This is a genomic window from Nocardia higoensis NBRC 100133 (genome assembly GCF_000308595.1).
GTDB lineage: Bacteria > Actinomycetota > Actinomycetes > Mycobacteriales > Mycobacteriaceae > Nocardia > Nocardia higoensis.
Genome location: NZ_BAGA01000138.1, coordinates 86,294 through 99,745, shown reverse-complemented (window position 1 = coordinate 99,745; position 13,452 = coordinate 86,294). Strand labels below are relative to the sequence as shown.

The following is a 13,452-nucleotide window of genomic DNA, read 5'->3' as shown; positions in this document are numbered from 1 at the left end:
CGCGAGTGTGATGCTGGGCGCGACAACCGACCGATTCATCGACAGGGAGGCACCGGGCTGATGCGTAGGCTGGCCGCCGATCCGGATGTCATCAGGATCGGCAACTGTTCCGGGTTCTACGGCGACCGCCTCTCCGCCATGCGCGAGATGCTCGAGGGCGGGCAGCTGGACGTGCTCACCGGCGACTACCTCGCCGAGCTGACCATGCTCATCCTCGGCCGGGACCGGATGAAGGACCCGAGCCTCGGTTACGCCAAGACCTTCCTCACCCAGATCCGCGACTGTCTCGGACTCGCCCTGGACCGCGGCGTGCGAATCGTCGTGAACGCGGGCGGCCTGAATCCCGCGGGCCTGGCCGAGAAGGTGCGCGAGGTCGCCGCCGAACTCGGGCTCGACGCGAAGATCGCCCACGTCGAAGGCGACGACCTGCTGCCGCGCGCGCAGGAACTCGGCCTCGGCGCGCCGCTCACCGCCAACGCCTACCTCGGCGCGTGGGGCATCGTCGAATGCCTCCGTGCCGATGCCGACATCGTGGTCACCGGCCGCGTCACCGACGCCTCGGTCATCGTCGGCCCCGCCGCAGCCCACTTCGGCTGGGCCCGAACCGATTTCGACGCGCTCGCGGGCGCGGTCGTCGCGGGCCACATCATCGAGTGCGGCACCCAGGCCACCGGCGGCAACTACGCCTTCTTCACCGAGATCGCCGACCTCGGCAGGCCGGACTTCCCGATCGCCGAGATCCGCCGCGACGGCAGCAGCGTCATCACCAAACACGAGGGCACCGGCGGCGCGGTCACCGTCGACACGGTCGAAGCCCAGCTCATGTACGAGATCCAGGGCGCTCGCTATGCCGGACCCGACGTCACCACCCGGTTGGACAGCGTGCGGCTCAGCCAGGAAGGCCCGGATCGGGTCCTGGTCTCCGGTGTCACCGGCGAGGCGCCGCCCCCGCAGCTCAAGGTCTCGCTGAACACCCTCGGCGGCTTCCGCAACGAGATGGAGTTCGTCCTCACCGGCCTCGACATCGAGGCCAAGGCCGACCTCGCCCGCCGCCAGCTGGAGTCCTGGCTTCCGGTGCGCCCGGCCGAACTGGAATGGACCCTGGCCCGCCTCGACCGTCCCGACGCCGACACCGAGGAGCAGGCCAGCGCCCTGTTGCGCTGCGTGGTCCGCGATCCGGACCCGAAGAAGGTCGGCCGCGCGTTCTCGGGCACGGCGGTGGAACTGGCGCTGGCGAGCTACCCCGGCTGCAGTTTCACCACCCCGCCCGGCAACGGCTCGCCCTACGGCGTCTACACCGCCGGCTACGTGGACGCGGCCGAGACGGCCCACGTGGCGGTTCTGCCCGACGGCTCACGTGCCGAGATCGCCCCGTCCGAGCAGACGAAGCCGCTGGAAGCGGTCGCCGAACCCGAACTGCCGCAGCCGTTCCCGGGCGGGCGGGTCCGGCGGGTCCCGCTGGGCGCTGTCGCGCTGGCCCGCAGCGGCGACAAGGGCGGCGACGCCAATATCGGCGTCTGGGTGCGTACCGAGGAAGCCTGGCGCTGGCTCGCGCACACCCTCACCGTCGAGACACTGAAAGAACTTCTGCCCGAAACCGCCGACCTGACCGTCACCAGACACCTCCTGCCGAACCTGCGCGCGGTGAACTTCCTCGTCACGGGCCTGCTCGGCAAGGGCGTGGCGTATCAGGCCCGGTTCGATCCGCAGGCCAAGGGACTCGGCGAATGGCTGCGGTCCCGTCACATCGATATCCCCGTGGAGTTGCTGTCATGACCGAAAACCCCTGGAACACACCCGAACGTCGCGAACTACGCGCCACCGTGCGCGGTTTCGTCGAGCGCGAGGTGCTGCCCCACCTGGACCAGTGGGAGCGTGACGGCGAGCTCCCGCGCGAGCTGCACAAGAAGGCGGGCGAACTCGGCCTGCTCGGCCTGCAGTTCCCCGAGGAGGTCGGCGGTGGCGGCGGCACGGCCATCGACACCGCGATCGTCTGCGAGGAGATCCACCAGGCCGGCGGCTCCGGCGGCCTGTTCGCCTCGCTGTTCACCTGCGGCATCGCGGTCCCGCACATCGTGGCCTCGGGCAACCAGGACCTCATCGACCGCTACGTCAAGCCCACCCTCGCCGGTGACATGATCGGCTCGCTGGCCATCACCGAGCCCGGCGGCGGCTCCGACGTGAACAACCTGTCGACCACCGCGCGCCTCGAGGGCGATCACTACATCGTCAACGGCTCCAAGACCTACATCACCTCCGGCTGCCGCGCCGACTTCGTGGTCACCGCGGTCCGCACCGGCGGCAAGGGTTCGGGCGGCATCTCGCTGCTGGTCGTCGACAAGGACACCCCGGGCTTCACCGTCAGCCGCAAGCTGGAGAAGATGGGCTGGCAGGCCTCCGACACCGCCGAACTGTCCTATGTCGACGTGAAGGTGCCGGTGGCGAATCTGGTCGGCCCGGAGAACGCCGGCTTCTACCTGATCGCGGGCGCGTTCGTCAGCGAGCGGCTCGGCCTGGCCGTGCAGGGCTACGCGCAGGCGCAGCGCTGCCTCGACCTCACCCTGGAGTGGGTGCGCAACCGCGAGACCTTCGGCCGTCCGCTGATCAGCCGCCAGGCGGTGCAGAACACCGTCGCCGAGATGGCCCGGCGCATCGACGTGGCCCGCGTCTACGCCCGCGAGGTCGCCCGGCGCGCCGCCGAGGGCGAGACCGACCTGATCGCCGAAGTGTGCTTCGCCAAGAACACCGCCGTCGAGGCCGCCGAATGGGTTGCCCACCAGGCGGTTCAGCTGCACGGCGGCATGGGCTACATGCGCGAGTCCGAGGTGGAGCGCCAGTACCGCGACATCCGCCTGCTCGGCATCGGCGGCGGCACCAGCGAGATCCTGCTGAGCCTGGCAGGCAAGCGCCTGGGTTACCAGGCCTGATCGGAAGGGTGGCGGGCATGACCGTGTTGCGCAGCGTTCTCGACACCGCCGCGGCGGAATACCGCGCGGCCGCGGAGTCGATGAGCGCCAAGCTCACCGAGGTCGAGGCCGAGTTCGTCAAGGCCGTCGAAGGCGGCGGCCCGGACAAGCTCGCCCGCCACCGCAAGCGGGGCAAACTCACCGCGCGCGAGCGCATCGAGTTGCTCATCGACGAGGACTCCCCGTTCCTCGAACTGTGCCCGCTCGCCGCGTGGGGCAGCGAATTCCATGTCGGCGCCAGCGTCGTCACCGGCATCGGAATCGTGGCAGGCGTCGAGTGCATGATCGTCGCGCACGACCCCACCGTGCGCGGCGGCACCTCCAATCCGTGGACGCTGCGCAAGAACTTGCGCGCCAACGACATCGCCCGCCGGAACCGGCTGCCGCTGGTGAACCTGGTGGAGTCCGGTGGCGCGGACCTGCCCACCCAGAAGGAAGTCTTCGTTCCCGGTGGTCGGCTGTTCCGCGACATCACGCAGCTGTCCGCCGAGGGCATCCCGACCATCGCCCTGGTGTTCGGCAATTCGACCGCGGGCGGCGCGTACGTGCCCGGCATGTCGGACTACACGGTGATGATCAAGGAACGCTCCAAGGTGTTCCTCGGCGGCCCGCCGCTGGTGAAGATGGCCACCGGCGAGGAATCCGACGACGAATCCCTGGGCGGCGCCGACATGCACGCCCGCGTTTCCGGCCTGGCCGACTACCTGGCCGCCGACGAGCAGGACGCGATCCGCATCGGCCGTTCCATCGTCGCGCGGCTGAACTGGCGCAAGCGCGGCCCGGCCCCGCAGCCGGTGCTCGAACCCCGCTACGACGCCGAGGAACTGCTCGGCATCGTGCCCTCGGATCTGAAGATCCCGTTCGACCCGCGCGAGGTGATCGCCCGCATCGTCGACGACTCCGATTTCGACGAGTTCAAGCCCCTGTACGGCAGTAGCCTGGTGACCGGCTGGGCGCGCCTGCACGGCTACCCCGTCGGCATCCTCGCCAACGCCCGCGGCGTGCTGTTCTCCGAGGAAGCGCAGAAGGCGGCCCAGTTCATCCAGCTGGCCAACCAGTCCGACACCCCACTGCTGTTCCTGCACAACACCACCGGCTACATGGTCGGCAAGGAGTACGAGCAGAAGGGCATCATCAAGCACGGCGCGCTGATGATCAACGCGGTGTCCAACTCGAAGGTCCCGCACCTGACCCTGCTCATGGGCGCCTCCTACGGCGCGGGCCACTACGGCATGTGCGGGCGCGCCTACGACCCGCGCTTCGTATTCGCCTGGCCCAGTGCCAAATCCGCCGTCATGGGCGGAGCGCAGCTGGCCGGCGTGATCTCCATCGTCGGTCGCGCCGCCGCCGAAGCCCGCGGCAAGGCCTTCGACGAGGAGGCCGACGCGGGCATGCGCGCCATGATCGAAGCGCAGATCGAGGCCGAGTCGCTGCCGATGTTCATGTCCGGCAGGCTCTACGACGACGGTGTCATCGATCCCCGCGATACCCGCACGGTGTTGGGCATGGCGCTGTCGGCCGTCCACAACGCCCCGATCGAGGGCGCCGCGGGCTTCGGCGTCTTCCGGATGTGAGGCAGTCGTGAAGGTGAGCATTCATGATGGCGAGGCAGTCGTGGTGGTGAGCGGCAGATGACGATTTCCACTGTGCTGGTGGCCAATCGCGGTGAGATCGCGCGCCGGGTCTTCGCCACCTGCCGTCGCATGGGGCTGGGCACGGTCGCGGTGTACTCCGACGCCGATGCCGAATCCCCGCATGTCCGCGATGCCGACGCCGCCGTTCGCCTGCCCGGCAACACTCCCGGTGAGACCTATCTGCGCGGGGAGCTGATCGTCGCGGCAGCGCTGTCCGCCGGTGCCGACGCGGTGCATCCGGGATACGGATTCCTCTCCGAGAACGCCGAATTCGTGCAGGCCGTGCTCGATGCCGGGCTCACCTGGATCGGCCCACCGGTGGCCGCCATCGAGGAGATGGGTTCGAAGGTCGCCGCGAAGAAGATGATGGCCGCCGCGGGCGTGCCCGTCCTGCCCGAACTCGATCCGGCCGAGGTCACCGACGCCCACCTCCCGGTGCTGATCAAAGCGTCGGCCGGTGGCGGTGGCCGCGGTATGCGCGTGGTGCGCGACCTGGCCGAGCTGGACGCGCAGATCGAAGCCGCACGGCGCGAGGCCGAATCCGCCTTCGGCGACCCCACGGTGTTCTGCGAGCGCTATCTCGAGACCGGCAGGCACATCGAAGTGCAGGTCATGGCCGATACCCACGGCACGGTGTGGGCGCTGGGGGAGCGGGAGTGTTCCATCCAGCGCCGCCATCAGAAGGTCGTGGAGGAGGCGCCCTCACCGCTGGTCGAGCGTATCGACTCCGCGCGCGCGGCCGCGGCTGCGAGCCGTACGCACGCCGAGGGTGCGGACTCCGGCCGCCGCGAGGTTCCCGGCGGTGCGCACCGGCCGTCGGATGCGCCGGCGTGGCACGACGATGGCCCGGGGATGCGGGATCGTCTGTTCGAGGCGGCGCGCCTGGCCGCCTCCGCCATCGGCTACACCGGTGCGGGCACCGTCGAATTCCTGGCCGACGAGACCGGCGAGTTCTACTTCCTGGAGATGAACACCCGTCTGCAGGTGGAACATCCGGTCACCGAGTGCACCACCGGGGTCGATCTCGTCCGGCTCCAGTTGGCCGTGGCCTGCGGCGACCCCCTGCCCGCCGAGCCGGCGGCGATGCGCGGCCACTCCATCGAGGTCCGCCTGTACGCCGAGGACCCCGCGCACGACTGGCAGCCGCAGAGCGGCACTGTGCACCGCATCGACATCCCGCGGGTGGCAACGGAATTCGCGCCGCTGACCACCCCGGGCATCCGTCTCGACACCGGCGTGCTGGACGGCTCGGTGGTCGGTGTGCACTACGACCCCATGCTCGCCAAGGTCATCTCCTACGCCGAAACCCGCACGGAAGCGGCGCGTCTGCTGGCTTCGGCGTTGCAGGGCGCCCGTATCCACGGCCTGGTCACCAATCGCGACCTGCTGGTCCGGGTGCTGCGCCATCCCGCCTTCCTGGCGGGCGACACCGATACCGCCTTCTTCGCCACCCACGGTCTCGACACCCTCGCCGCCCCGCTGGCCGACCCCGACGGCGAACGTCTGTCCATCGTCGCCGCCGCTCTCGCCGACGCCGCCGCCAACCGCGCGACCGCCCGCACCGGCGGCGGATTCCCCAGTGGCTGGCGCAATCTGCCCTCCCAGCCGCAGCGCAAGTCCTACGAGAGCCGCCTCACCGGCGCCCACGACGTGGACTACCGCCACACCCGCGGCGGTGTCCTCGTCGAAGGACACGAGGGTCTGGAGCTGATCGAGGCCACCCCGGAGCGCGTCGTCCTGTCCGTGCCCGGTGAACGCGGCCCGGTGCGCCGGAGCTTCGACATCGCCCGCTACGGCGACCTGGTCTGCGTCGACTCCCCGCTCGGCCCCGTCGGCGTGCGCAGGCTGCCGCGTTTCAGCGACCCCGCCGATCAGCTCGCCACCGGCTCGCTGCTGGCCCCCATGCCCGGCACCGTGATCCGCCTCGGCGCGGCGGCGGGCGAGCGGGTGAGCGCCGGACAGCCCGTGCTCTGGCTGGAGGCCATGAAGATGGAACACACCATCGCCGCGCCCGCCGCGGGCGTGCTCAGCGCGTTGAACGTCGAGGTAGGCCGTCAGGTCGAGCTCGGCGAAGTACTGGCCGTCGTAGATCCCGACGACGCGATCGACGAGAAGTAAGGACCGACCATGAGTTTCATCGAGACCGACGAACGCAAGGCGCTGCGCGCCGCGGTGGCCCAGCTGGCCCTGAAGTACACCTACCGCGACTACGTGCTGCCCAAGTCCCGCAAGGGCGAGCCGCTCACCGAACTGTGGGAAGAGGCGGGCGCGCTCGGCTTCCTCGGCGTGAACCTGCCCGAGGAGTACGGCGGCGGCGGTGCGGGCATGTACGAGCTGTCGCTGGTGATGGAGGAGCTGTCCGCCCAGGGCGCGGGCCTGCTGCTCATGGTCGTCTCCCCGGCCATCTGCGGCACCATCATCAGCCGCTACGGCACCGACGAGCAGAAGCAGAACTGGCTGCCGCGCATCGCCGACGGCTCGGCCAAGATGGTCTTCGGCATCACCGAACCCGACGCGGGCTCCAACTCCCACCAGATCACCACCACCGCCCGCCGCGACGGCGACGACTGGCTGCTGACCGGCCGCAAGATCTTCATCTCCGGCGTCGACCAGGCCGAGGCCGTGCTGATCGTCGCGCGCACCGAGGACCACAAGACCGGCAAACTCAAGCCCGCCCTGTTCATCGTCCCCACCGACGCCCCCGGCTTCACCAAGGTGGCCCAGGAGATGGACATCATCGAGCCGGACCACCAGTACAACCTGTTCCTCGACGATGTCCGCCTGCCGTCGACCGCCCTGGTCGGCAAGGAGGACGCGGCCCTCATGCAGCTGTTCGCCGGGCTGAACCCCGAGCGCATCATGGGCGCCGCCATGGCCATCGGCGTCGGCCGCTACGCCATCGACCGCGCCGTCGAATACGCCAAGGAACGCACCGTCTGGAAGACCCCGATCGGTGCGCACCAGGGCATCTCGCACCCGCTCGCCAAGGTCAAGATCGAGCTCGAGCAGGCCAAGCTGATGATGCAGAAGGCCGCGACCCTCTACGACGCCGGCGACGAGATGGGCGCCGCGGAGGCGGCCAATATGGCCAAGTACGCCGCGGGCGAGGTCAGTATCAACGCGCTCGACCAGGCCATCCAGACCCACGGCGGCGCCGGCCTGACCGCCGACTACGGCCTGGCCGCCATGCTCGGCGCGGCCCGCATCGCGCGGATCGCGCCGGTCAGCCGGGAGATGATCCTCAACTTCGTCGCCCAGCACTCGCTCGGCCTGCCGCGCTCGTACTGATCCACAGCCGTCCCGAGGAGAACACGATGCTGGTGCGCTACGAGATCCGCGACCGTTTCGCGGTCCTGACTCTCGACTCGCCGCACAACCGCAACGCCCTGTCGACCCGTCTCGTCGCCGAACTGCTGCGCGGTCTCGACGACGCGGCGGCCGATCCGGCGGTGCGCGGCATCGTGCTCACCCACACCGGCAACACCTTCTGCGCCGGAGCCGATCTCACCGAGGCGAGCGACGCCGATCCGGCCGTGGCCGCCGACCAGCGGACCCGGACCATGATCGGCGTGCTGCGCAGGCTGGTGGAACTGCCCAAGCCGGTGATCGCGCGGATCGACGGCAATGTGCGCGCGGGCGGCATGGGCATCGTCGCCGCCTGCGATCTCGTCGTGGCGGGCCCGTCGAGTTCGTTCGCCCTCACCGAAGTACGTATCGGCCTGGCGCCCTTCATGATCTCGCTGACCCTGCTTCCGCGCCTGGACCCGCGCGCCGCGAGCCGCTACTACCTGACCGGTGAGAAGTTCGACGCCGCGACCGCCGAAAGCATCGGGCTGGTCACCCTCGCCGCCGACGACCCAGCCGCCGAGGTGGCCCGGCTGTGCGCCGAACTGCGCAAAGGCGCGCCGCAGGGGCTCGCCGAGGCGAAGCGACTGGTGAACGCGGCGATTCTGGCCGAATTCGACCGGAGTGCGGAGGAACTCGCCCAACGCTCGGCCTCCTTCTTCGGCACCCCCGACGTGCACGAGGGCATGACCGCCTTCCTGCAGCGTCGACCGCCGCACTGGGCAGAATGACGATCATGGCGACACCGCACGAACCCAAGCAGGACCGCAGCCGGGCCACCCGGCAGCGGCTGCTCGAGGCGACCATCGACTGCCTGGCCGAAATGGGCTGGGCCGCAGCCACGGTCGCGGTGGTCGCCGAGCGCGCGGGCGTCTCCCGCGGCGCGGCCCAGCACCACTTCCCGACCAGGGAAGAGCTCATTACCGCCGCCCTCGAGTACATGTTCGACATCCGCACCGAACAGGCGCTGCGCGAGGCCGAAGCCCTCTCCGAACATCTCGACGGCCTGGCCCGCACCGAAGCCGTCGTCACCGGCCTGGTCGAATCCTGCACCAGCCCGCTGTTCAAAGCGGCCCTGCAGGTCTGGACCCACGCCGCCGCCGACCCCGCCCTGCGCGAGAGCATCGTCCCGCTGGAAGCCCACTTCGGCCGGGCCTCCCACCGCCGTGCGGTGGAAGCACTCCGCGTCGACGACTCCGACCCGGTGACCCACCACCTGGTTCAGGCCACCCTCGACCTGGCCCGCGGCCTCGGCCTCGCCGACGTGCTCACCGACGACTCGCAGCGCCGCAAACAGATCGTGCAGCAGTGGGCCGCCACCCTGCACACGGCCCTCGCCGCCACCTCCGCCGCGAAGCCCGCCTGACGTATAGGGGATTTGTCCCGGACCAGGCATGGACGTCGCCGACCCTGCCGAGGCCGGGTTGTCGTCCGTGCGGACGCTCGAAAGCGGAAAGAGCTCCCCCACTCTCGCCGTGACCCGGAGCGCACGCGCGATGTCGTGGAAGCCGACGTCTACGAATCGGGCCGCTCGGCGGCCACCCTTCGCCGTGACGGCGATGACATCGTCTTCGAACACAACGAGGCGTACCGCGCCGAAGTCGCAACGAATACACAGGTGTCATGGCCGTAGCAGCGATTGGGGTGTCCGATGAACAGGCCGAGATCGCACCGGGAATCCCCGGCACTCGTCGTCGCGAAGCAGATCCTCGAGAATCTGGGGAGGCCGTCGATCGGCATCACCGGTTCGGCGACTCTGGGACCTTCCGTGCAGGCCGCCGACCTGCGGCGCAGGATCCGACCGGGGAAAATGGGGTTGGACCGGTCGCCGGCCGGGCATGGCACAGAGGACCGCGAGAACATCGCGGCGCTGTAGGTGCACCGAGGGTGCGGCGGCTACCCCGCTGGGCCTCGGACTGGCACCACCTGATTCCTGTATTGCCGGTGTGACGGATACTGACCTTCGGTGACGTCCACGGCTGTGTGCGGACGCCACGGACGATGACGTCGGAAGGTGCGGGCTGTGGCGATCGATCAGGCGGGCCGGCGGCACGTGGTGGTGCTCGGCGCGAGCATGGCCGGGCTGCTCGCGGCGCGGGTGCTCAGCGAGAGTTTCGAGCGGGTCACCGTGATCGAGCGCGACGATCTGTCGGAGCCGGGGGACCGGCAGGGGGTTCCGCAGGGGCGGCACGTGCATGCACTGCTGGCGCGGGGCAAGCAGATCTTCGAGGAACTGTTCCCCGGGTTCACCGAGCAAGCGCTCGCGGACGGGGCGGTCGAGTGCCGGTCGCTGACGCAGATGCGGATGACGATCGCCGGGCAGACCTTGCGGCAGGCCGATGCGGGCTATTCGTTGTTGCAGGCGAGCAGGCCGTTTCTGGAATGGCGGGTGCGTGAGCGCGTCCGGGCGCTGCCGAACGTCACTCTCGTGGTCGGCTGCTCGGCGTCGGGCCTGCTCACCGCGGACGGAAACCGGCGGGTGCGCGGGGTTCGTATCGAGTCCGGGCGGGACGGGACGCGGGAGGTCGAGGCCGATCTGGTCGTCTCCTGCATGGGCAGGCACGGGCCGATCGAGGACTGGCTGGAAGGGCTGGGCTACGAGCGGCCGCGGGCCGACGGCGTGCGGATCGACATGAAGTACGCGAGCCGGTATGTGCGGCTGCCCGCGGGTGCGGTCGCCGACAAGGAGATCGTGGTCGCGAATCAGAATCCCGCGCGCGGCTTGGCGCTGTTCGAAGTCGAGGGCGATCGGCACATCCTCACCCTGATCGGCTACGGCGCGGACCATCCACCGACCGGCGACGACGGGTTCTGGCGGTTCGCGGCCTCGGTCGCCCCGCCCGATGTGCGCGAAGCGCTGCTCGACGCCGAGCCGTTGACGCCCGTCTCCACCTACCGCTACCTGGCCAATCAGCGTCGACGCTACGAACTGCTGACCCGCTTCCCGGACGGCTTGCTCGTGATGGGCGACGCGGTGTGCAGTTTCAGCCCGGCGTTCGGCCAGGGCATGAGCGTGTCGGCGCTGCAATCGCTGTGCCTGCGCCGGGTGCTCGCGGAGTCCTCCGGCGAGCCGCTCGCCACGCGCTGGTTCCGCGCGGTCGCCGCCGAGATCGACGACGCGTGGATGATCACCCGGCTGTTCGACCTGGCCATGCCGCATGTGGACGAGGGCGGCCGGATTCCGACGCGCGCATTGGAGTTCGCCACCCACGTCGCGATGTCGGTGGGTGCGCGGGATGCGCGTGTGGGCAGGCAGATCGCGCGGATCGCGGGACTGCTCGACGAGCCGGTCAGTGTGCTCGATCCGATGCTGCTCGGTCGCGCCGCGGCGGCGCTGGGCGCGAACTATTTTGTCGCGCTGCGTAATTCCGCGCCGATGCGTTCGATGGTCGCCGCGCTTCCTGCACCCCTGCGCGGCCTGGCACCTCTGCCCGCCGGCGCCCCTCGCGCGAGCCTTCCCGAGTCATCGGGTTTCGATCCGGTGCCCTACGGCCCCGCTCGTGGCTTCCATCGCCTGACCGTTCGCGAAGTCCGGCGCGACACCGCCGACAGCGTGATCGTCGAATTCGATGTACCCGGACACCTTTCCGAACGCTTCCGATACCGCGCCGGGCAGCACGTGGTGATCCGGGGAGCGGGCACGACGGCCTCGGTCCGCCGCACCTACTCACTGTGCGACGCCCCGACAGCAGGCGTCCTCCGGATCGCGGTGAAATACCAGGAGGGCGGCCTGTTCTCCAGCTACGCCATCGATGAACTGGCGCCCGGCACGGTCCTGCACGTCTCCGAGCCCACCGGCGCGTTCACCGTCGATCCCTGCCTCGGCGCCCGCTATGTGGCGGTCGCGGCGGGCAGCGGCATCACCCCGATCGTCGCGCAGATCGCCGCGATCCTGGAAGCCGAACCGGACACCACCGTCACTCTGCACTACGGCAGCCGCGACGACCGCACCATCATGCTGCGCAGGCAGCTCGACGACCTGCTGGCCCGCCACGCCGACCGGCTCCGGATCGTCCACCACCTCTCCCGCGCCAACGCCTGCCCCGGCGACCCCGCCTTCCGCTCAGGCCGCATCACCCCCGAGGTCGTCACCGCCGAAGACGCCGACCACTGGATGCTCTGCGGCCCGCGCAAACTCGTCACGGACACCGTCGACGCCCTGCTGGAGCGCGGCGTTGCGCGGGCGGCGATCTCCTTCGAACTGTTCGACACCGCCCACCCGAGCGCGCCGAGCGCCGCGGATGCCGACGGTCCGACCACGTCCGTCACGCTCGTCGGCGACGGATTCGACCTGCGATACGAGATGCCGCGCAGCGCAACCGTTCTCGACGCCGCCTTGCCGCACCGCGAAGACCTTCCCTATTCCTGCCTCGGCGGATCCTGTGGAACCTGTCTTGCCGCGGTGGATTCCGGCTCGGTGGAACTCCCCGACGATCCGCTGCTCGCGCTCACCGATGCCCAGCGATCCGCGGGCAGAACGTTGCCCTGTGTGGCCCGCCCGACCTCGGCCGAGCTGACTCTCCGCTTCGTCGACCCCGACTCGTCACCGAGCTGATACCGAACCGTTCCCCGGACCTATGGTTCGCACATGAAACGAAACGTCTTGTGCCTCCGATGATTCGGTTGGCACCTGCCACCAGGCGGGGCCCAATCCTCGGAGGAAACATGACGCGATCAGTTCTGCTCATCGCCGCCACCGCCACCGCTGCGGCCGTGCTCACGGCGTGCGGCGGCGAAGACGCCTCGGACAACGGCTCCGCGGCCTCGAGCACCGTGTCCCCGAACGCCTCGGCCCCGGCGACCACCCCCCGCACTCCGGCACCCGGTCCCGACGCGGGGACCGCGGCCCCCGCTCCCGATGCCACCGTGCCCGCTCCCGAGGCGACGGAGCCCGCCCCCGAGGCGACGGTGCCCGCTCCGGAGCCGACCGTGCCCGTCGACACCGGCGTGACCGAACCCCCGGCGTCGTCGGACGACCACTGTGCCATCGTGACCGACGAATACCTGATCACCTCGCTCCGCATGACAGGCCCGCCCGACTCACTGGTCCCGCTCCAGGACTCGCGCTGCGTCGGCACCTTCGCCTCGGCGAACAACTGGCCGGAGGGCGCCCTCCATCCCGAGTTGTACATATTCCAGTACTCCGAGGCGCACGGGCACTGGCGCTTCGTCGAACACGGCTACGGCGGCATGGACTGCGCCGGCAAGTACGGCCTGTCGCCGGAGGCCGCCTCGATCCTCCGCTGCTGACCGCGCACCCACAACCGGGTGACGCAGCGGCAGGGAGGCGTCGGCCTCGAGCGGCGTACCCCGAGCAGATGACGCGGCGCGGCCGCCGGCGCCACATCGGCCGTACTGCCGTCGATCCGCCGGATCCAGTGCGCCTGGGTGACAGAAGGTTCGGCGAAGCCGGGGTCGATCGATGCACAGCGGGAGCTGGGCTGGGTCGAGTGGTCACGCGCCGGTCGGCAACGGGAGCAAGGCGCCTCGGCTGGTGTAGCCCGGCT

General features: G+C 70.1%; 9 protein-coding genes. All 9 read left to right on the top strand.

What is annotated here, in order from left to right; genetic code table 11:
* Window positions 1-60 precede the first annotated feature (60 nt).
* The 9 genes from ON26_RS25110 (at window position 61) to ON26_RS31820 (ending at window position 13,195) form a co-directional block, all read left to right on the top strand.
* On the top strand, window positions 61-1,776 hold the full coding sequence (locus tag ON26_RS25110) for an acyclic terpene utilization AtuA family protein (protein ID WP_040799223.1): 1,716 nt from the start codon (window positions 61-63) through the stop codon (window positions 1,774-1,776).
* Complete coding sequence (locus ON26_RS25105) at window positions 1,773-2,927, top strand: acyl-CoA dehydrogenase family protein (RefSeq protein WP_040799221.1); 1,155 nt, start codon at window positions 1,773-1,775, stop codon at window positions 2,925-2,927. The genes ON26_RS25110 and ON26_RS25105 overlap by 4 nt, the downstream gene beginning before the upstream one ends.
* 17 nt (window positions 2,928-2,944) lie before the next feature.
* The gene (locus ON26_RS25100; protein WP_040799219.1) at window positions 2,945-4,540 is read left to right on the top strand and encodes an acyl-CoA carboxylase subunit beta; all 1,596 of its coding nucleotides are present in this window, start codon (window positions 2,945-2,947) and stop codon (window positions 4,538-4,540) included.
* Window positions 4,541-4,597: 57 nt separating this feature from the next.
* Entirely contained in the window at window positions 4,598-6,718 is a 2,121-nt protein-coding gene (locus tag ON26_RS25095; protein WP_040799217.1) for an acetyl/propionyl/methylcrotonyl-CoA carboxylase subunit alpha, read from the top strand.
* A 9-nt stretch (window positions 6,719-6,727) separates the two neighbouring features.
* Window positions 6,728-7,888: an acyl-CoA dehydrogenase family protein gene (locus ON26_RS25090; protein ID WP_040799215.1), complete on the top strand. Its 1,161-nt coding sequence runs from the start codon at window positions 6,728-6,730 to the stop codon at window positions 7,886-7,888.
* A gap of 26 nt (window positions 7,889-7,914) precedes the next feature.
* Window positions 7,915-8,676 carry an enoyl-CoA hydratase family protein gene (locus ON26_RS25085; RefSeq protein WP_040799213.1) on the top strand — a complete coding sequence of 254 codons (762 nt, stop codon included), beginning with the start codon at window positions 7,915-7,917 and terminating at the stop codon, window positions 8,674-8,676.
* 5 nt (window positions 8,677-8,681) lie between these two features.
* On the top strand, window positions 8,682-9,311 hold the full coding sequence (locus ON26_RS25080; RefSeq protein ID WP_040799356.1) for a TetR/AcrR family transcriptional regulator: 630 nt from the start codon (window positions 8,682-8,684) through the stop codon (window positions 9,309-9,311).
* Window positions 9,312-9,968: 657 nt separating this feature from the next.
* Window positions 9,969-12,500 (top strand): 2Fe-2S iron-sulfur cluster-binding protein, encoded by a 2,532-nt coding sequence (locus ON26_RS31825; protein WP_051027531.1) that lies wholly within the window; start codon window positions 9,969-9,971, stop codon window positions 12,498-12,500.
* Window positions 12,501-12,610: 110 nt separating this feature from the next.
* Window positions 12,611-13,195, top strand: coding sequence for a hypothetical protein (locus ON26_RS31820; protein WP_051027530.1), 585 nt, complete (start codon window positions 12,611-12,613; stop codon window positions 13,193-13,195).
* The last annotated feature ends 257 nt before the right edge of the window (window positions 13,196-13,452 follow it).